This is a genomic window from Bartonella sp. AA126HLJHH (genome assembly GCF_042197425.1).
In the GTDB taxonomy this organism is placed as follows: domain Bacteria; phylum Pseudomonadota; class Alphaproteobacteria; order Rhizobiales; family Rhizobiaceae; genus Bartonella.
The window spans coordinates 185,840-208,133 of record NZ_JBHIRU010000001.1; the positions used below are offsets into that span (position 1 = coordinate 185,840).

Annotated in this window: 12 protein-coding genes; 3 read left to right on the forward strand and 9 right to left on the reverse strand. The window is 37.0% G+C overall.

Annotated features, from left to right (window positions below; translation table 11 throughout):
- The first annotated feature begins 28 nt into the window (after positions 1-28).
- Positions 29-2,494 (forward strand): ATP-binding protein, encoded by a 2,466-nt coding sequence (locus ACFIQC_RS00620; protein ID WP_375639777.1) that lies wholly within the window; start codon positions 29-31, stop codon positions 2,492-2,494.
- 51 nt (positions 2,495-2,545) lie between these two features.
- Positions 2,546-3,016: a tRNA (adenosine(37)-N6)-threonylcarbamoyltransferase complex ATPase subunit type 1 TsaE gene (gene tsaE, locus ACFIQC_RS00625; protein ID WP_375612787.1), complete on the forward strand. Its 471-nt coding sequence runs from the start codon at positions 2,546-2,548 to the stop codon at positions 3,014-3,016.
- 659 nt (positions 3,017-3,675) lie between these two features.
- On the opposite strand, the gene trxA is transcribed toward tsaE, so the two are convergent.
- The 6 genes from trxA to ACFIQC_RS00655 all read right to left on the reverse strand — a co-directional run bounded on the left by trxA (position 3,676) and on the right by ACFIQC_RS00655 (position 16,006).
- Complete coding sequence (gene trxA, locus ACFIQC_RS00630) at positions 3,676-3,999, reverse strand: thioredoxin (protein WP_273790200.1); 324 nt, start codon at positions 3,997-3,999, stop codon at positions 3,676-3,678.
- A gap of 177 nt (positions 4,000-4,176) precedes the next feature.
- A complete protein-coding gene (addA, locus tag ACFIQC_RS00635) occupies positions 4,177-7,653 on the reverse strand; it encodes a double-strand break repair helicase AddA (protein ID WP_375706599.1) in 3,477 nt (1,158 codons plus the stop codon).
- Between the two features lie 2 nt (positions 7,654-7,655).
- Positions 7,656-10,775 carry a double-strand break repair protein AddB gene (gene addB, locus ACFIQC_RS00640; RefSeq protein ID WP_375706600.1) on the reverse strand — a complete coding sequence of 1,040 codons (3,120 nt, stop codon included), beginning with the start codon at positions 10,773-10,775 and terminating at the stop codon, positions 7,656-7,658.
- Positions 10,776-11,161: 386 nt separating this feature from the next.
- Positions 11,162-12,736, reverse strand: coding sequence for a peptide chain release factor 3 (locus tag ACFIQC_RS00645; RefSeq protein WP_375639794.1), 1,575 nt, complete (start codon positions 12,734-12,736; stop codon positions 11,162-11,164).
- On the reverse strand, positions 12,736-14,397 hold the full coding sequence (locus ACFIQC_RS00650; protein WP_375706601.1) for a lysine--tRNA ligase: 1,662 nt from the start codon (positions 14,395-14,397) through the stop codon (positions 12,736-12,738). Before ACFIQC_RS00650 ends, ACFIQC_RS00645 begins: the two co-directional genes overlap by 1 nt.
- 373 nt (positions 14,398-14,770) lie before the next feature.
- Entirely contained in the window at positions 14,771-16,006 is a 1,236-nt protein-coding gene (locus ACFIQC_RS00655; protein WP_375639799.1) for an argininosuccinate synthase, read from the reverse strand.
- A 170-nt stretch (positions 16,007-16,176) separates the two neighbouring features.
- Here ACFIQC_RS00655 and ACFIQC_RS00660 point away from each other — a divergent pair, with 170 nt between their 5' ends.
- Complete coding sequence (locus tag ACFIQC_RS00660) at positions 16,177-16,818, forward strand: LysE family translocator (protein ID WP_375612781.1); 642 nt, start codon at positions 16,177-16,179, stop codon at positions 16,816-16,818.
- Positions 16,819-17,607: 789 nt separating this feature from the next.
- Here ACFIQC_RS00660 and rlmN read toward each other — a convergent pair.
- The 3 genes from rlmN to ptsN all read right to left on the reverse strand — a co-directional run bounded on the left by rlmN (position 17,608) and on the right by ptsN (position 21,730).
- Positions 17,608-18,834 (reverse strand): 23S rRNA (adenine(2503)-C(2))-methyltransferase RlmN, encoded by a 1,227-nt coding sequence (gene rlmN, locus ACFIQC_RS00665; RefSeq protein WP_375706602.1) that lies wholly within the window; start codon positions 18,832-18,834, stop codon positions 17,608-17,610.
- Positions 18,835-18,875: 41 nt separating this feature from the next.
- Positions 18,876-19,379 (reverse strand): invasion associated locus B family protein, encoded by a 504-nt coding sequence (locus tag ACFIQC_RS00670; protein WP_375611465.1) that lies wholly within the window; start codon positions 19,377-19,379, stop codon positions 18,876-18,878.
- 1,886 nt (positions 19,380-21,265) lie between these two features.
- Positions 21,266-21,730: a PTS IIA-like nitrogen regulatory protein PtsN gene (gene ptsN, locus ACFIQC_RS00675; RefSeq protein WP_375611353.1), complete on the reverse strand. Its 465-nt coding sequence runs from the start codon at positions 21,728-21,730 to the stop codon at positions 21,266-21,268.
- Positions 21,731-22,294: the final 564 nt, after the last annotated feature.

Here is a 22,294-nt window from a genome sequence, read left to right on the forward strand (position 1 = left end):
TCCTTGGGTTAAAAAAGGGAAAGATGCCGTGCTCAGCTTTGGTGACTATAACCCCAAAGAAAAAACTCAAAAAGAGATCCGAATCTATACGTATATATTTTGCTTTTTTTTCTTTTTTTCTCCAACATGCGCTTTTGCTCAGTCATTGGAAGGTTATTTACCATTTTTCTTCACTTTGCCGAATGGTCCATGGCTGCTTTTAGCGCTGTGTGGAGGAATTTCTTGTGCTTCACTTCTCTCGTGTATAGCTGTTACCGTGCGTGCAAAAAAAACTGCACAGAAGCCTTTGAAGATAATTCAGGCAAATTTTTCTGAAAAACTTAAATATTATGAATGGCTTCTGGAAGAAACCGAGCAATTCCTTCTTATTTGGGAAAATCCAACAACCTTACCCCGTGTTGTTGGTGCTCTTTCTGCATTGCAAAAAATAGGAATCGATCAGAAAGATTTTCAGCGTTTTGAGCTCTGGGTTGAAGAAAATTCTCTGCGAGAACTTGATTATGCATTGACTCAACTACGTTGTAAATGTCACCCTTTTGATCTTTCTATCACCACCACAAACAATGTACCGCTACAAGTTACAGGAGTCATCGCAGGAACAGTCGCCATTGCTCGTTTTCAAGATATCTCAAAACAACAGAAAGAAAATTCTCGTTTACAGAAAGATATCGCCCGCCTTCTTACTGAATTGAGAATGCAGCGTAATCTTCTTGATCTTATTCAAGAGCCCGTATGGATAAAAGATTGTGAAGGAAAAGTTTGTTTTATCAATCGCGCCTTTAGAGAAATGACAGACTTTCGTGAAGACAGTGATGACGTGGGGGATCTTTTCAATGAAAATACACAACGCAAAACAGATGAAACAGAAACAATTTTTCAAGAACATGTTTATACGGTTATTGGTGGAGAACGGCACCGTTTTCATCTCACACGTATTACAACAGCTGAAGGGATGGCAGCTTTTGCACGTGATGACAGCGCATATGAAAATCTTGCTCATGAATTAAGATATGTTCTTCAAAGCCATTGTGAAACACTTGACCAAATTTCAACAGCTGTAGCCATTTTTGATACAAACCAAAAATTAAAATTCTGTAATCATGCTTTCAAAATTTTATGGCCGTTGGAGAGTTCTTTTTTAGAAAGTGAACCAAGCCATACATTGTTTCTTGAACGTTTACGTGAAAAGGGGCTCATTGCTGAACACCCTGATTGGCGCGCATGGAAAGAAGAACTTTTAAAAGCCTATTGGCAAACAGAATCGAACCAACAAATTTGGAATCTTCCAGATGGACGTACGGTGCGTGTTGTCTCGAACCCTCATCCACAAGGAGGTGTCACTTGGCTTTACGAAAACCTTACAGAAAAAATTGATCTTGAGCGCCGTTATAATACACTTATTAAAATACAAGGTGAAACACTTGATAAACTTTCTGAAGGTGTGGTCGTTTTTGGTACTGATGGACGCCTTCGCTTATCGAATCCTGCCTTGTCGAAATTGTGGTCTCTTCCTTATAATTTACTGGTAGAAGGAACCCATATTACGCAGTTACAAAGCCATTGTTCAGCCTTAACCTTGGGGCAAGAATGGGATCAATTTACCAAGTTCATTACCGGTTTTGCTGAAAAACGTGAAACATTTTCAGGTCGTATAGATCTTAAAAATGATATGATTATTGACTATACTCTGGTCCCTCTTCCTAATGGACAAACGATGCTTACTTTTGTGAATGTTACGGACACTGTCCATGTTGCGCGTGCTCTTCAAGAAAAAAATGAAGCATTAGAAAGTGCTGATCGTTTGCGTAATGAATTTGTCCAACATGTTTCTTATGAATTACGCACACCTCTCACCAATATTATTGGATTTTCCGATATTTTACGTGATCAAATTTTCGGCTCTATCAATGAACGTCAACAAGAATATCTTGAACACATTCATTCAGAATCAGGAACTCTTTTAAATATTGTTAACGATATTCTTGATCTTGCTACCCTTGATGCAGGCATTATGGAGTTGGACATAAAATCGGTTAACATTGCCGATGCTATGATACAAGCAGTAGCACGTGTAGAAGATCGCCTTAATGAACGTCATATTACGCTTTTACAACAAATTTCTCCTTCCTTAAATTCTATTTCTGCTGATGAAAAACGCTTGCATCAAATTTTTGTGAATGTACTGAGTAATGCTATTAATTTTGCAACGGAGGCGAGTACTATTGAATTTTGCGTCGATGAACAAGATGATAACATTGTCTTTAGCGTTCACAATCAGGGCTCTGACATCCCAGAAGACGTCCTTGATCGTATTTTTAAACGTTTTTCTTCCCATTCACACCATGGTGGGCGTGCGGGAGCGGGTCTTGGCCTTTCCCTTGTAAAAAGTTTCGTTGAACTACACGGTGGACATGTTGAAATTCTTACCGGTTCTGGAAAAGGAACAACAGTTAAATGTTTTTTCCCACTCTCCAAAGGAGATACGATTTTTTAATTTTAACCTTTATGATAACAAAAATTTTTCATCCATTTCATGGAACTTTTAATGAATTTTAGTTTTTTTCTTGAAAATGAAGAGGCAACAAAGCTTTTTGCACAAAATTTAGCTCTTTCTTTAAAGCCAGGAGATCTTGTAACGCTGCAAGGAGATCTTGGAACTGGAAAATCAACCATTGCACGTACAATCATTCAAACACTTGCGAACGATAACACTATGGATGTTCCAAGCCCTACTTTTACTCTTGTGCAAAGCTATCAACTTCCAAAGTTTGAAATTATTCATGCTGATCTTTATCGCCTTTCTATGGCAGAAGAAATTGATGAATTAGGGCTTCATGAAGCTCGTGAGAAAAATATTTTACTTGTTGAATGGCCAGAAAGAAATACAGCTCTTTTAGAGCTCGCCACTTTTGCACTCACCTTACACTATAAAGAACATGGGCGTCATGTAACAGTTAGATCAGCGCAACATTCCATTGAATGTTTGCAACAGTCTTTTACAATTCGTACATTTTAAAAAATATAGATATAATCATGGGCATCATCATTTTTTAGTTGGTAATATCTCAGGATATACCTATGAAATTTGAGATGATGAACAACATAAAGAAGGCTTCATGGAGGCAGCAACCATGGAAGATGAAACGAAGTGCTGACTCTTTCATATAACAATGACATAAATTGCAAAGGACAGCCGTTAATTTATAGGAATTCATCAATTTATTTTAGAGAATAGTATAAGAGAATTTTAAATTGAAGTGATAACCCTTTAGAAGAGCATTATATAACCTGTAGTGAATTGCTTGTTTCTTTCTGCTTAAAAGTTGTGAGCTTTAGAAAAGTAATTTGCAAAGTTTTTGCTTAAAATCTCCCTTTATGTGTTGAAAGCACTATCTATCTCAATAATCTTATCTAAGAAGAAATACCTTTATGAAATTATCATTCACCCAATATTTTTAACGCGCCTATAAGGAAAGAATTGCCTATATTCTTCATACAAAGCAATTTTTTATAAAAATGGTCAATTGAATCATGCATAAAAGCACGAATTCTTAAATTCATTTACAATTTTGATTTTTATTGTCTTTTCATTATAATATAATGCAAAAAAGAATATTTTAAAAAAGTCAAAAGGAGAGACAAAACTTCTCTCCTTTAGAGTGATTATATGTGGAATTAACTAAGCCCATCTTTTATCCATTCAGAAAGACGTCCTTTAGAGGTAGCGCCAACCATATTCGATGAAATATTTCCATTTTTAAACATTAATAATGTAGGGATAGAACGTACTCCGTATTGGGTAGCCAGTTCCGGATTTTCATCAATATTTACCTTAGCAATTTTAACTTGATTTTGCATTTCTATTGAAATCTCATCCAACATTGGAGCAATCACTTTGCAAGGGCCACACCATTCTGCCCAAAAATCAACCACAACAGGGGTGGAAGAAGTTAGAACTTCACTTTCGAAATTGTCCTTATCAACTTTTATACACGTCATTGATTTATCCTTTATATTCACCTTTTATAGATTGGTATAATAACAATTCATATCAAGTTATTGCAAAGATAAATTATTAAAGGACTTTTTTACACCAGAGATTGTGCGTTGTGTTTGTTTGAGCGATTTTATGAAAGTAAATAAAGTGTAAAGATGATTTGCAAGGAAAAGAGTAGCTTATAAAGCAACTTCACTAAGAAATGCCTCAAGTTTTTCTGGAGGAAGTTTAAAAATTTTGGCTTCTTTACTGTAGATAAGCAGAGCCTGGATATCTTTATCGGGATGAATAGCTTGCAACAATTTTCGGTAAAGAGCTATTTGCAACCAGTGATGGGAAGCAATAGCAGCTTCATTTTCTGGTGGGGTTCCTGTTTTAAAATCGGCAAAGATAATGCTGTTTTGCGTGATGTAAAGACGGTCAATTTGACCAGAAATTGCTTGTTCTTTTCCACGAATTTTCACAATACCCATTAAGGAGACCTCAGCACGTGAATGCTCAGAGAAAAGGGGCTTGAGGTAAACATGATCTAATATTTTCCAAACATGGCGAAGAGCATCTTCTCTTTGGCTTTCATCCCAATGAGAGGCTTTGATATTGAGATAGTTTCGAGCATAATCTCGACGTTTTTGTGGGGGACAATCGGGTAAGTATTGTAACAATCGGTGAACGAGATTACCATATTCAATGGAAAAAGCCCTGTTGGTATTTTTTTCTCCCAAAACAGGCGAAACGCTATGATATTTTGAATTAAAAGAAATCTCGGTATCAGCCTCAATGGAAAGGCTCGCCACTGACGGTTTTAACGGTTTTGGTAACACTGGTTCTGCTGGTACTTTATGAGAGAAAAAAGCAGGTAACGCTGGTAAGGTTTGAGATTCAGTGCAAGGAACTTTTGAGTTTATAGAAGCAGAAGAAGCAGGTGTAATGCAATAACGCCAAGCTGCAATATCTTCCGAAGAATCTTTTATAGCAAGGGCATGCGGTTCGAGGGCTTTTTTTACGAGTTGTAACCATGTATGAGATGGCGTTTTCGGACCTTTATACCCACAAATAAACAAGCGATCTTCAGCGCGTGTCATTCCTACATAAAGAAGACGCCTATATTCTTCTTCTGCACGCTCTTTTAAATATGAAATTGCTTGTTTAGAGAGTTTTGTATTAAACTTTTCATTGGGATGCCAAATAAAGGCTTGTTTTCCGTTCCATTGTGCATTGTTTAAAGGAACTTTAAGCAAGTGAGGCGCATGCTGAGGATGCCAAATCGCACTGCCAGGATCGACTAAAAACACAACAGCAGCCTCTAGTCCTTTTGCAGCATGAACAGTCATAATGCGAATTTCTTCATTACTTTGTTCAAATTCACGTTTAATTTCTGGTTCGCTTGCACTTAATGTTTCTAAAAAAGCTTGTAATCCTGGTAATCCTGTTTTTTGAATAGTGAGCGTATAATCCATAAAAGCATCGAGCACATCATTTGCTTCAGATCCTAAACGGGATAGAATTTTTTGCCGTCCCTTATCATTATTCAAAATATGGCTATAAAACTCGAAAACTGGTATTTTATCCACTAAAGCGCGATAATGGTTTAGCTTTTCAAAAGCATCTTTAAAAGATACCTGCGATGATGTATGCGCACACAGACTTTGCCAAAGAGAGCCGGTGCGGTGTGCGGCAAGCTGATAGAGTTCCTCTTCACTAAGAGCAAAAAGTGGGCTTTTTAAAACACAAGCAAGAGAAAGATCATCTTGTGGCTGTAAAACAAAACGCGCAAGCGCCATTAAATCACGGATACTAATATGTTTGGTAAGCTGTAAACGATCAGCCCCTGCTACGGGAATATTACGGTGTTTAAGAGCACGAGAAAGAGCTGAGACAAATTGATCACGTTTACGGACCAAGATCATAATATCACTTGCACGTATTAAGCGTCCTTTTGCTGGAAGCATTTCGCCTTTTTGTAACCAGTCAGCAATCGTTTCAGCAATTTTTTCTGCTAAACGGACTTCAGGTGTATCTAAATGATTAACAGTTGCATGCCAATCTTGAGGAAACTCACTCGTTTCTTTTGAAATGGCATCCCATATAACAACTTCACCGGGACTGTGAACACGGATAGCTTCATGCACCGTTTTTGTATTTTCTGCCGAAAGTCCTTTATAGTTTTCTGGTGTTTCAAAAACAAGATCAACGCTTTTAAGAACATCTGCTGTAGAGCGAAAAGAATAATGCAGTTGTATTTTTTCAAATTGCTGATTTGTTTGCTGCACTTTTTTTTGAATAATTCGTCCATTTGCAGCAAAATTTTCTGGAGCAGCGCCTTGAAAAGAATAAATAGATTGCTTTTCATCTCCAACAGCAAAAAGAGTCCGTATGTTTGTTCGTTGGCTATACCCTGAAAAAAATTCCTGTGCCAACAGTTGAATAATTTGCCATTGCTCAGGGTTGGTGTCTTGTGCTTCATCAAGTAGAATATGATCAAGTCCCTGATCAAGTTTATAGTGCACCCATTGGCTTGCACCTTTGCGCTGTAACAAATGAAGTGTACGCTCAATAAGGTCATCAAAGTCTAAGAAGCCATTGGACTTTTTTAGATTCTTATAAATTTTGAGATAAATAGTACAGAGCTGAAAAGCAGCCATATTGAGGGTGGCAACCTTTGCGCATTGATATTTTTCTAAAAGAACAGAAAGCTTGTTTTGTTTATCTTCAAGCATTTGTTGAATAAAAGGCCAAATTTCATCTGATTTTTTATGAAATAAATGTGAAAAATTACGCGGCTCACCTTTTGTTGTAAAATAAACATCAGAAATAATATTGAGAATATTTGTCTCATCATGCACCTTTTCTAATTGGGAAAGTTTTGCCACCATATCCTTAAAGCTTTGATTACCATTGGTTTCACAATGCTTAAGAGCATAAAGAGGAAGGCGCGCTGTTTGTTTAATTTGTTCCAGAAGATATTGATTTGTTTCATTGGGCGCTAAGTTAAAAAGCGCGCGCAATTTTTCTTCTCCATTTTCAGATAAAAGAGAAGATAAAAAATCAGACAATTTATGTTGCTTTTCAACTGCCTCATAGAGCAATTGATTAAAAGTATGTTCGCTAATAACTTGAAGTAACTGTTGCAAAGCAGGTTGTACATCACGACGGGCTAAAAGTTCGCGACGGGATTCTTGTTGTAATTTTTTTCGACCGATATCATCGGGAAGTTCAAAATGCCCTGCAATATTGGCTTCTAACATAAATTGATGTAAGAGAGCTTCACAAAAAGCATGAATCGTTTGAATTTTTAAGCCACCAGGCGTTTCGAGGGCACGCGCAAAGAGTTGCCTTGCATAAGTTAGTTTTTGCGCATTAACAGGTTTTTTTTCAAACCGTGTTAAGGTTTCTTGCAGCTGTGCATCATCGAGCTCATTCCAACTAGAAAGCGTGCGAAAAATTCGTGATTGCATAACAGCAGCAGCAGCTCTTGTATAAGTAAGGCATAAAATACGTGCTGGAGGCGTACCGTTTAAAAGCAAACGGATAACACGTTCACTTAAAACGTGGGTTTTTCCAGATCCAGCATTTGCAGAAACCCACACGTTTTTTTGGGGATGTGTTGCTGTTGCTTGTGCATCAAGAGCGGCTTCAGGAATAGAAAAAAACGTCATGATTACTCTTCTTTATGAAAACCACTTGACCATTCCCACAACCGAGCCAAATGGTCGTAGTCACCTTCATATCGTTTTGACATGGGGACAGCATGTGAGAGATAGCCTTGTTGTGGATTTTGATAATAAGTTATGAGTGCGATAAGATTTTCCCATGCATTTTCAGCAAGATCAACAGCACTTAGATAAGTTTTTCCGTCTTTTTTCTTTAAAAGAATTGATTGGGATTTAATTTCACCTTTTTTGTTAAGGGGAATGTAAAATAAATTTGAGGGTGTAAAATCTTGAAAATCTGGGAAGCCCCCTTGTATGAGTAAAGCTGTTTCTAAAGCCAATTGCGGAAATAATAATTCACGAACTTGTTTTGATAAAGGAGGCGTTCCGGTTTTGAAATCTAGAATTTCAACCGTTTTATCTGGCAAAACATCAAGACGATCAGCACGTCCTGAAAGGGTTACTCCTGTTGTTCCTATAGGGATTTTTTGTGATACCACTTCCGAATATCGCTCTCGCAGTCCTAAACTTTGTTCCCATTGAATAAAGCGTGGAGCAAGATTTTCAAAACTATTCCACCAAATTACTTCAATATCGGGTGGAAAGTTGAATTTATCAAACTCTTTACGCCCAATAGCAAGCAGTACATTGAGTGCATTTGCAGCATTTGGATTTTTCATTTGTGTGCAAAAAGCTGCAAGAATAGCGTGATAAAGTGTTCCTCGTTCTGAAGCGCTAGGATCATGAATAAGTTCTTTAAGTGGTTTAAGCCTTAAGATTTTTTTAGCATAAATAGCATAGGGATCATATCGCAATGTTTCTATTTCAGTGACTGAAAAATGGCGCGGGCGTATATCAAGAGGTGGAGAAGGGCAAGGACGTTTCACCTCAGAAGTTATGCTTGTATGATCAAGCATCTTTGCCCAATGGCGTAGTATTTCACCTCGTTCACGGATTTGTTCCCAAACCTGTTTTCCTACAACTGTTTCCATGCGTTGTAGCCAGCGTGATGGAATGGAAGGCGTATGATTAACGCGCAATGCGCGACTCATCACCACTTTATCCATTCCCATCGCCCATTGAAAATCATGCGCAGAAAGACCAATACGCTGCTCTGGTGGTTCCAGAGTTAACATCATTTTCATCGGTCGCGATAAAAAAGCATCATTTCGGGTTGATATCGGCCATGATCCTTCATTAAGACCGCCGATGACCACTGTATCAACCGTTTGCAAGCGCGATTCCAAAGTACCCCAGATGAATAAACGTGGATGTCCTCCAGGCGAAGGTGCGACGGAACGGGTTGCTATTATGGCAGAAAACATAGCGGGCCATTCACAAAGATGAAATGTTAATCCCGATTGATCACTGACCAATTCACGTAGAAACTTTGATAGGGCTTGTCCTGCTTCGTGTTGATAAAGATGTGCAAGAGAATTATCCTCATTGCGACCAAAATTTTCAAAAACCTCAACAGTTGCTATTGCAGCCTCATTGATGGTGCATTCTTTCTCTTGTTTCATAAGAGATGTTAAAGGTTCAACAGCTGTCCTCAAAAGATGACAAAGGAGACGTGCTTCTTCACATTTCTGCTGATCAAGGGTGTTGATTTCAGAACTATTATGAAAGGATGTATCAATCCATTTTTCAAGAAATTGATCACACTCGCAAAGATTAATACGCCCTGTATACCCTCGAAGAACAAAAAGTTCAAAATTTTCTGCCATTTCCCGTAAACGATGACGATTTTGTTGGAGTGTTGTAAGGGGATGTTTAAGAAGAGAAAGAAAAGCAATGGGATCATCAGGTTGCAATACATTTTCTAAGATAAGTCGTAAGAGAGTTACAGGCAATGTTTGTGCAAGTGGTATTCCGCCTGAATCATTTGCTTCAATTCCAAATCGCTGTAATTCCACGGCAACACGGCGTGCTAAATTACGGTCATTTGTAATAAGGGCTGCAGTTTTTTTGGGTTCTTCAATAGCTTTGCGTAAGGTAACAGCTATAGCGAGAGCTTCTTCACGTTCATTTATAGCTTCAATAAATGACCAATCTGCACAAAGATTTTCATAATCATCACGGACAATTTGTATCCATTTATCTGTTGTAGAAGCAGGTCGGAGTGCTTCTGATAAAAGAGCCATTCGTTTTTTCTTTGTTATACTTTGTTGGCCAATTTCGCAAACATGATGACGTTGACACTCCATGAGAGTTAGAAGTTTTTTTAAATGATATTGAGGATGGCTAAAAACATTTTCTGCAGGATCAAAAAAATCACAAGCTGTTTTTTCTTTATTGCTTGTGCTTAGTGCATTCCATTGTTCTTCATCCATATGAAGATCAAGGCCAGGAAGAACAACAGCCCCTTTGGGCAGAGAAGCTATAACCTTTAAAAGATGAGAAACTGCGGGCATAGAACCTGACACACCAGCAGCAATGATAGGTTTATCAGGCTGCGTGCATCGCAAAGTCTCTGCATGCATTGTGAGTGCTTGATTACGCCATTCCGCGGGATTGCTTCGTTGCCTTTCGGTCAAGATTTGTGGCCAATTTTGCGTAACAATAGTCAGAAAGTCGAGCGTTATTTGCCACCATTCAGCGACCATATCAGGTGCAATATCTTTAAGTTTCGACCAATCTGCTCCTTCTGTTTCAATTTCGTCCATCAAATGCGCTAAATCCTGAGCAAGCCAAATTGCATCAGCACTATGAGCCGGAATAAGTACATCTTCTGTACCAAACATGGCACGCAGATGCGCAGGTAAATTTTCACGCCATGGGCGAATAAGGCGCGCTAAAAGCAGTAAGCGTTCACTTTTTCCAATGGGTGGATTCAGAGTGCTGGTATGATTTTCAACAAAAAGGAAACTGTCTTCATCGACATCTCCTAGAGCACGAATGGTTGGTAAGAAAGTTGATTGTGTATCGCTTCTTTCAACAAAGGCTAAACGTAAAGCGCGAGCAGCACGACGTGTCGGAACATAAATAAAGCTATCGGCAAGAGCAGTTTGAATGTCTCCATTGGGAGCGAAATTATCAATAAGGGTACCGGAGAGCAGTGCCTCAACAAAGTGAGGCAAAAAAGCCATTCCAGAAGATATAGAAAAGACACGTGGTTTATAAGTCATATGATCTCATATTGGGAATAACAAATTTCATCTTATTGATTATTTGCTTTATTTTGACTGTATACAATTTTCATACAAGAAAAAACTGAAAAGCTCTATTTATACAGGAGATTTTTAGCTGACATTCAAAATACTGAAATATATGACCTTGTCTTAAGCTATTGTGAAAAAATATATCAAAATTTTAAAAGACGTTACAATTACAAATATATTATAACTTATTGAATATTATAAAATAAATTTACCGTATTCTTTATACAGTGCAATCTGAAAGTGTTCTTTACATACTCCTTTTGTTTTCAGAAAAAATAACAATATTCAGATCCCCAACTCAATATGAAAAATCATTATCAACCAAATTGTTACATAAAAAATTCTTCTTTACATTAAAAGCTTACTTGATAATCTTTAAAAGTAGAAAATTTTATCTTAGGAGCTCTTTCTGCTTCATAATTTAATGAAAAATGGTTCTCCGCTAAAAAAACTGGATCACCTTCTAAATCATACGCAATAGCAGAGCGGTGATTGCTGAGAAACTTTTGCAACTCATCTTTGCTCTGCGCTGAAATCCAACGGCATAAATTAAAGCGTGCAAACTCAAAATTCACTGGCAAAGAATATTCTATTTTTAATCGCTCTTTTAAAACATCAATTTGCAAAGCACCAATAACACCAATGAGAGAAGGCGACCCATCATCAGGAATAAACAATTGCACAACCCCTTCTTCAGCCATTTGTTGCAAAGCTTCTTTGAGCTTTTTTGCTTTCATTGGATCGCCCAAACAAACACGACGCAAAATCTCTGGTGCAAAATTTGGTACTCCCTTAAAGAGGATATCTTCTCCTTCAGTCAAAGTATCGCCGATACGCAATGTTCCATGATTAGGGATTCCTACGATATCACCAGCATAGGCTTGATCAGCAATTTGGCGCGAACGCGCAAAGAAAAATTGTGGAGCCGAAAGTGTCATCGGTTTTCCTGTTCGGACCAACTTTGTTTTCATACCACGTTCAAGTGTTCCCGAGCATACCCGAAAAAATGCAATACGATCACGATGATTAGGATCCATATTCGCTTGAATTTTAAAAACAAATCCCGTCATTTTAGGTTCAGTTGCTATGATATTGCGCTGATCTGCACTTTGATCACGAGGACTTTGACCAAAATCAATAAGTGCATTGATCAAATCACGAACACCAAAATTTCGTAAAGCTGAACCAAAATAAACCGGAGTCATATGACCTTCACGGAAAGCTTGAAGATCAAAATTCTTGCAAACACTTTGAGCAAGTTCTACCCCTTCAATAAAAGTGGAACGTTGATATTCAGGGAGTAAATGGACAACCTCACTGGGATTTGAAACGATCCGCTGTGTTATCTCATCATCTTTTTGGCGAAAACGGTTATGATGAAGGTCATAGGTCCCGACAAAATCTTTACCCGACCCAATGGGCCATGTTATGGGGGCGGTATCAAGAGCAAGCTTTTCTTCAATTTCATCTAAAAGCTCTATAGGATCACGTGCCTCACGATCCATTTTATTGATAAAAGTAACAATAGGAATATCCCGCATCCGACACACTTCAAACAATTTTAATGTTCTAGGCTCAATCCCGCGGGCCCCATCCAACACCATAACAGCACTATCAACAGCTGTGAGTGTGCGATAGGTATCGTCTGAAAAATCTTCATGGCCTGGGGTATCTAGGAGATTAAAAATATGATTTTCATATTCAAACGTCATCACCGAAGTCACAACGGAAATACCACGATCACGCTCAATATTCATCCAATCAGAACGGGTTTGAATACGATCTTTTTTGGCTTTTACTTCTCCTGCAAGTTGAATAGCACCACCAAACAATAAAAGCTTTTCTGTTAATGTTGTTTTCCCCGCATCTGGGTGAGCAATAATTGCAAATGTACGGCGTCGCTTTACTTCCTGCACTCTTCGTTCCATTATTCCTCCACAGGACGTGCAAGTGTTTCAGCAATCAGTGCACGCATTTCATTAATCCCATAAAGCGCTATAAATGATCCCCATCGTGGACCTCGCTCTTGTCCAAGAAGGACTTCATACAACATTTGAAAAAAAACATTAGAAACACCAGGCCCACCTTCAGGGCTTTTTTTGCTATGATCTTGATAGCGTTCCGTTAATCGTGCAACATCAAGAAGCATATTTTGTAATATGTTGCCATCAACAGTTTCAGGTAAATGAGCTAATTTTTCATCAATTTGTGCTAATGTTGCTCGTTCGCTATCATCTGGTATACGAAATTTCTTGTTTGGTTTAACAAAAACATCAAAATATTTAATGGCAAACTTCACCAATTGATCAAGTTCTGGATAAGTTTGTGCATTTGCTTCTTTAGCGTAACGAGAAATAAAACCCCAAAGAACTTCTGCATTCTCCGCATTTGAAGCACTTACCAAATTTAAAAGCATCGCAAAGGATACAGGCAAATCAACCTGCGGTGGACAACCATTATGAATATGCCATACAGGATTACTGAGCCGTTCTTGCCATTTTTGACGACCATAAGCAGAAAGATGAGCATAATATTCATCTACAGCTTTAGGAATAACATCAAAATAAAGCCTTTTTGCTGTTTTAGGTTTTGAAAACATATAAAGCCCTAAACTCTCTGTTGGGGCATAAGTAAGCCATTCATCAATGGTTAAGCCATTTCCCTTGGATTTGGAAATTTTCTGCCCTTTCTCATCTAAAAAGAGCTCATAGTTGAATCCTTCTGGGGGGGGTCCACCTAATACTTTACAAATTTTAGAAGAAAGATTTGTGGAATCGATAAGGTCTTTTCCGGCCATTTCATAATCAATGCTAAGTGCTGTCCAACGCATTGCCCAATCTACCTTCCACTGACACTTAACTTTGCCCCCCGTAACCTCTGTTTCTATGATTTCTCCTGTTTCAGGTTCAATATAAGTGACAGTCCCTTTTTCAACATTACGCGCAATCATCGGTACCTGTAATACTTTTCCAGAAAAGGGAGAAATCGGTAGAAAGAGTGAATAGGTCGCTTGCCGTTCTTCACCTAATGTTGGTAAAATAATTGCCATAACCTTGTCATAACAGGCAAGGATTTTCAAAAGTGTTTCATCAAAACGACCGGAATTGTAATAATCCGTAGCACTTGCAAATTCATAATCAAAACCAAAACGATCAAGGAAAGCCCGTAACCGCGCATTATTTGCCGCTCCAAAAGAAGGATAATCATCTCCAAAAGGGTCGGGTACACGGCTCAACGGTTGACCAAGATAATGTTCCATCCTCTCGCGATCAGGCACATTCTCAGGAACCTTGCGCAAACCATCCATATCATCAGAAAAACAAAGTAATTTTGTTTTTACTTTATTCTCCGTGAGAATATGAAATGCATGACGCACCATGGTTGTACGTGCAACTTCCCCAAAAGTTCCAATATGCGGTAAACCAGAAGGGCCATAACCTGTTTCAAATATCACACTGTCTGGATAACCCGTTTTTTCATACCGTTTGATAATCTTACGTGCTTCTTCAAATGGCCAAGTTCTCGATTGAGAAGCTGCATCTTTTAATTCAGGCGTAAGGTTGAGGGTATCACACTGATCACGCATCATTATTTATCCTAAAAATTACACTCTTTCAAAATAGGGTGTATGGTTCTTGAATTTATTCGTCAATAATAGCAAGCAAAAAGATGAAAATTTCTTTATACTCTTAAGTCACTATACAAAAACCGCCCTCGTTATAAACATATTTTGTTCTGATAAAAATCAAAAACATTCAATATTATAAAGCAAAATTGACTTGTTTTGATTATCGAAGCCTTCATTGCTATTATTATCATGGGTTTTGCTTATTATATTTATTAGCGCAGAAGATAAGCTTCTAGTATTGAACGAAAGAACGGTAAAAACCAACAGAAAAATGCTTAAACTAGGCATTTCATACAAAAGCATTAATCCACATTACACTTGTCACCGTAACTTTCTATTTCTTTTCTTTATCAACTTGATGACGCCTTGCTAATGTACATAAACGTAGGGCATTTAATTTAATAAAACCAGTTGCATCTCTTTGATCATAAACACCTTGATCATCCTCGAAAGTTACCAACTCACTGGAATAAAGTGATTTTTTACTTTGGCGCCCTTCAATAATTACATTCCCCTTATAAAGCTTTAACGTGACTTCACCTTCAACATGTTCTTGAGATAAATCAATCGCTGCCTGCAACATCTTACGTTCCGGCGAAAACCAAAATCCATAATAAATGAGTTCTGCATAACGTGGCATCAATTCATCTTTCAAATGCGCTGCACCACGATCTAACGTTAAAGATTCTATTGCTCTGTGAGCCGTCAAAAGAATGGTTCCACCTGGTGTTTCATAAATACCCCGCGATTTCATACCCACAAAGCGATTTTCTACCAAATCTAACCGACCAATACCATTATCGCGCCCATAATGATTTAATTCTGCAAGTAAAGTTGCAGGAGATAAATTTTTTCCATTGATTGAAACAGCATCGCCTTTTTTAAAGCCAAGAGTAATTCTGGTTGCTTGATCTGGAGCATCTTCCGGCGAAAGAGTACGCATATGGACATATTCAGGAGCAGGAAGTGCTGGATCTTCTAAAATCTTTCCTTCTGATGAAGAATGCAATAAATTTGCATCCACTGAAAAAGGCGCTTCACCTTGCTTATCCTTTTCTACAGGAATTTGATGAATACGAGCAAATTCAAAGAGATCTGTCCGACTCTTAAAATCCCAATCACGCCATGGAGCAATAATCTTTATATCAGGATTAAGCGCATAAGCGGAAAGCTCAAAGCGTACCTGATCATTGCCTTTTCCTGTTGCTCCATGAGCAATGGCATCTGCCCCTGTTTCCTCAGCAATTTCAATAAGGCGTTTTGAAATAAGTGGACGTGCAATTGATGTTCCTAAAAGATAAGTCCCCTCATAAACGGTATTGGCTCGAAACATCGGAAACACAAAATCACGCACAAACTCTTCGCGCAAATCTTCAATGTAGATCTCTTTAACACCTAGCATTTCAGCTTTACGACGAGCAAGTTCTAGCTCTTCTCCCTGCCCCAAATCTGCTGTAAAAGTTACAACTTCAACACCTAGCGCACTTTGCAACCATTTAAGAATAATTGACGTATCCAATCCACCTGAATAAGCCAAAACAACTTTTCTAATATTTTGCCACTTTTTCATTTTAACGTTCTATATGAGCTACTTTTTTATTTCTACCCAAAAATCAAAACGATGCAAGAAATATAAAAATAAATTCTTTTTAAGCAACATTAAAAAGACGCAAAAAGCGTAAATAAAGGCGCCTCAAAGTATAAATAGTGAACACTGCTTAAAAATAAAAGGAGATTTACGTGTCATTTCTACCGGAGTGGTCTATTGTTGTACAATTTGCTTTAGCATCGTTGATTTTAGCACTTATTCCAGGACCAGATATGATGCTTTCTGTAGGACGAACCATTACACAAAGCAAAAAAGCTGGAATTATGTGCGCCTTGGGTAGTGCAACAGGGTTTGCCATTCAGGTTACGGCTGTAGCACTTGGCTTATCAGCGCTTATTTTTGCTGCCCCACATACTTTTGTTCTTCTGAAAATTGTTGGCGCCTTTTATCTTTTATGGTTTTCCTTTCAAGCTTTACGGAGAAACCCCACTTTTTCCTTTGAACAGACATCTTCTAAATCTCAAAGCGCTAAACGTAACTATCTTGCTGGTATTGGGATTAATCTTCTCAATCCTAAAGTTATACTCTTTAACGCGACATTCTTACCACAATTTATCAATGCGAATGATCCTATGGCAACACAAAAATTGCTCTTTTTAGGACTCTCTTATATCCCTATTTCTTTCCCCATTACAATTGCAATCGTTTTTACAGCGCATAAACTTACCAAAACTCTCAAAAAGAACCCTCTTTATATTCGCTTTCTCGACTGGCTTATTGCTGGTACTTTTACCAGCTTTGCCCTCCATCTCCTTGTGGTTACAAAACATTGATTTATACGTGTAATGTATCGCTTTTAATTTAAATAAAAAAAACAAATATTATAAGATTTTTTCATTTCAAACCTGTTTGTTTTGGATAAAACAATACCTTTCCTTTGTACATCACAAGAGAAGCTGGAGTTTTCGTATGGATAAAAACTATCTAAGAAAAGAATAAAAACACCTCTTATAAACCATCTCAAGTACTAAAAGCTGTTACAACATTGGGAGCTGAAAAATAGAATGGTGGTACCAATTTACACCTTTATTAAACATAAAGGTGTAGGAGTACAATACATTCACAGAAGCTTTTTGTTATACTCCTCACAAGCATTATCGTGATATGAAGAGTGTACTAAGAGATACTTAAAAAACATATCAATGGATAACTCAATGGTATTTATATTTTAGATCCTCTGTTTTGCTTGTGATGCGTGATCTTATTTAAGAAAATAATAAACAAAAGCATGAGGCAGTGCACAATCTCCACTTTTTAAAGATATTACCGTAGATGCTTTTAAAAGACATAAAACCGAATTAACGAGTATGATAATAAGGTAGAAATTAGTTATAATCCTTAAGACCTCATATTCCCTCTAAATTAGGTTTCCTTCTTATTTCAGAGATTATGTAAACAGACTATAGACAATCTCTTACCCCATTTAGCATATAAACGCTGAAACTGTTCGTCTAGCACTTATCCATCTTAATCTCTGTCTCACATATGCCATCGCATGAAGTTTGGATATTAAATTACAAACAAAAAAGTATAGGCCTCGATATCGCTGAAAATTGCGTTACCTAATGACCAATGGCATTTTCAAGTCGTAAACGTTCAGATTTACGTAAGCGCTCTGAAGCTGATTTAAGCTGTCCACATGCAGCTAAAATATCGCGTCCACGCGGTATCCGAATAGGAGAAGCATAGCCCGCTTGATTAACAACATCAGCAAAACGCTCGATTTTCTCCCAATCAGAACACTGATAATTACTCCCTGGCCACGGATTAAAAGGGATTAAATTAATCTTAGAAGGAATCCCTTTCAATAACTGAATCAATCGCTTAGCATCATCTAAACTATCATTGATATCTTTCAGCATAACATATTCAAATGTGATTCGTTTTGCATTGGAAAGACCAGGATAATTACGGCAAGCCTCCATTAGTAAAGCAAGCGGATATTTTTTATTAATGGGAACAAGCATATCCCTTAGTGTATCGTGTACTGCGTGGAGTGAAATTGCTAACATAACACCAATTTCTTCTCCAGTTCGGATAATTCCAGGAACAACTCCACTAGTTGAAAGCGTAATTCGACGTTTTGATAAAGAAAGTCCATCGCCATCAGAGGCAATCAATAAAGCTTTTTTAACAGCTTCAAAATTATAAAGAGGTTCTCCCATTCCCATCATAACAATATTGGTAATTTTTCGTCCTTCAATGGGAACAATTGCTCCATCAGGGGTATTCTTATCAGGAAAATCACCCAAACAATCACGTGCAACCAATAATTGTGCCAAAATTTCTTCTGCGGTCAGATTACGAACAAGTATCTGCGTTCCCGTATGACAAAAAGAGCAGGTTAACGTACACCCTACTTGCGATGAAAGACATAAAGTACCACGTCCTTCTTCAGGGATATAAACCGTTTCAATTTCAACAGGCCTTCCAGCTCCACGTGCAGGAAAACGTAAGAGCCATTTACGCGTACCATCTTTTGATATTTGTTCTCCAACAATTTCTGGGCGCGCAATGGAGAAATGACACTTAAGTGTTTCTCGCATTGCTTTAGAAATATTCAGCATATCATCAAAATTTGAAACACCACGCACATAAAGCCAATGCCAAAGCTGACGCACACGCATACGCGTTTGATGCTCTGGTACACCAACTGTCTTTAAAGCTTGCATCATTTCATCTTGCGACAAACCAATTAAAGAGAGCTTAGAACTCTCCTTCACGACCACATTATCTGTTTTTCGTGCAAAACATGAACCAACTGGTCTAAGGTCATAGGAAATGGCCATTGCTTTCCAATTCACATCACTATTTTAGAGTTATCGAAACCTTAATGGCACTTTTGAGCTGCATTTAATGCAGCAGTGACCCCTTTTAAGGAATAAGTATAAGTGGTATGCGTTCCTCGTTTTGATATCGCTTGCACTGTCATATTGCTTCCAGCACGCATAGCAGAAACAAGCTGCTTTTCTAGCTCTGATGACGCCAGCCAAGCTGAGGAATCTTTCGTGAAAAAATCAAAGTCCTTACCTCCAATGGTCACTGTCACTCTCGACCCTTCTTGAAGGGTATAACCAGCCATAAACTGCGGTTCAAACGAAATAGGTGAATGAGAACGCTTGGTAACCAAGAAAAAATTATCACCATGATTAACTGTCGTTGGAAGAGCCTTCAAAGGTACCGACAACACATAGCAAATCGTATTTTTGGGCGATTTATAAGAATAGGCTCCCCACGCTTCAAATTGATTTAAACGGCTTGGCGTTTGTGCATATGCCACTCCCGCTGTAACAAGAACCATTACAGATGCAGCAATAACAGTCTTTTCAAACATCTTCATTTAGCTCACTTCTTTAGTCTCTAACAAGATTTTCTTCATTGGAAAAATTCAACAAAAACTCCTCGATATTCATGTGTTATTGTCCTAATTCCTTCAATAAGCGAAATATTTTCACACTAATCAAAATAGATTTCTACGTTTCATTGTGACCTTTTAATCGTTACCAAAACATAAACTTCTTATTCAATAACCACATTAAAAAATAATATCTTCATTTTACGCTACTTATTTCATTTTTGTATAAAAAACGATTTCTTTAAGCTATAAAACTTCAAAACGAGATGAAAATATACCATCACTCTGTTAAGAAATAAACCATACTCTTTATATCACAAGCAATCTGATGCAAAATTTTGAAAATACACCCCAGACTCCCCGCAAAAAAGCTTAATCGCCTTACGAATATCACTTCTCGACTTTATGCATTCAATACATTTATGTTCGCAAAATACTCCATCTTTTACTCATTATAGTGCATTCATATTTCGTATTCAATATCGTCCCGATAACACTTTTTCTCAATCTTCAAAAGACCTTGTAAAAATAATAAAATATTATCAAGATATTAATAATAAAACATAAAGAGTTTAGATTCTATCTCAATAATCACATACAATTTTGTTTCTTTTTATCTTATTTCCCTATATATTTCATCTCCAATTATTAATTTCTAAAATGATTTTAGTAGCTTATAATAGCTTAATCGTATTATTTTAATGTATTAGACGATATTTTTCTTTCTGTTATAAAAAACTTCTTAAGAATTCTTTGGGAAAGTCTCCTTATCTTATTTCTAAGTAATTTATAAAAAGAAATATAAAACTTTTTTCTATAGCAGTTCTAACATTACCGTTTTTTAAACAATATTTTAATCAATTAAAGACACTTAAATAAATCTTCCTATGCATAAAAACTCTTTCACCTAACCTAAAGGTATAATTTTCATTCTTACCGTACAAAATTGTTCTTTAGCATGAGCTCTATACAACAGCAGACATCTAAATCATATCTATAAAATAGTTGATCTCTCCACTTGTGAAGAAGAAAGCTGGCACCATAACACTATTTTCCAGCTCCCAATGTTTTGCTACAACTCTCGATACTTGAGACGATTCATAGGAAGCATTTTTACCCCTTTCTTGTACAGTTTTTATCCACACGCTAATTTCGTTTACAACGTGCAAGGAAATGGTTTTGATTGATTCAACATAAACAAGTTTGGAATGAGAGAATTTTACAATATTCGGATCTCTCATCTAACATGCGAAATAGTGAATTATATTTAAAATCAATATCTTGCTATACTGAAGATACAATATATCTCTTATTTCTTCTTGAGCATTAAAATATTATCCCTAAACACTCAAACTCAACTTACAAAAAAATTCAATGCACAAATAAACTTTTCTGTTGATTTCTTTCCCGCTTTCAAAGGACGAAGATTCTTAATCCAATCTGGACTGAAAAAGTTTGGATTCTTGTCGAGCGATCTCCTCTTTTCTTCCCACTCATGTGATTCACTTAACTAAAGGCTCTACAGACAAGTCCTGTTTAAAAATATTTACCACGCACTCTAAAAGCACTTAATATATTAAGAAGACTTACAGAATTTATCTCACCATATCTCAAATGATAGTGTTTTTACAGTATAATAGGATAAAAGAATCCACGAACATAATAATTAGATGCTTTAATATACGAGAACAAGAAAGGAAAAGCCCTTCGTTTTTGTTGGTTGCTCTTTAAAAAGAAGGTTCAATTAGAAGTAATTTTCTTAAATCTCATGACATAACCTTTTGTTATTAGTCTTAAGATGCAAATTATATTATTTCCTACGCTCTGTAGTGCATACCTCGCAATTTATACGCTCATAATAACTTTTAAGCTGCATTTGATTCTGAAGTTTGAATCAATAAAGCATAAAGCGCATTGGCATTATGCGTACTGCGCAACTTTTGTACAACATCAGTGTGACGCAAAACACGTGCGATCTGTGATAAAGCTTTTAAGTGATCTGCACCAGCATTTTCAGGTGCTAAAAGGAGAAAAACGAGATCTATAGGTTCATCGTCAAGAGCTTCAAAATCAACAGGACTTTCAAGACGTGCAAATATACCAATGATCCGATTAATATCAGGTAATTTTCCATGAGGAATCGCAATACCTCCACCCAAACCCGTTGAACCAAGCTTCTCGCGTTGTAAAACAACATCAAAAATCACATGCTCACTAAGACCTGTTAGCTTAGAAGCTTTTTCGGCTAAAATTTGCAGAACCTGTTTTTTCGAATTAGCCTTAAGAGCCGGAATGATCGCTTCCGGTGCTATTAACTCACTCAAATTCATACTTTAATTTTCCTCTTACACGCTAAAATGCTCATCAATAAACCTATAAACGCTATAGATACTTAATGTTCTTTCACTTTTAGCAACATCGCATGTGTTTTTACTTTTCAATTTATAATAGGTGATGGCTCAATACATCTCATATCACTTCTAAAACAATAATAAATAGTATTCGGATCATCATTAACGGCATGAGAAACCAAAGAAATGAAGTTGTTCATAAAGTTAATTTCCTTACGACTCTAGAAAAGGCCATTATTCATAAATTTATTAAACTTGTCATAAGAGTTTGATGTATAATCCGCCATCAAAGTTTTTCTTTCTTTAAAAATGAGCCCTTAAATTAAGATGAAAAGCATACTGAGCAAAATGGACCTTTACTTTGAAAATTACTGTATAGCTTGAACATCGACTTATAACAAGAATATAAAGATTTTTAGAAATTTAATGATTATTTTAAAAGATTTATAGATTTAGCCTGATATCTGTAGCCAAGCTCCTATTTTCAAATAGGCGATATAAACCAATAAAATACGACAACTCCTATTGAATAACCGCAATATA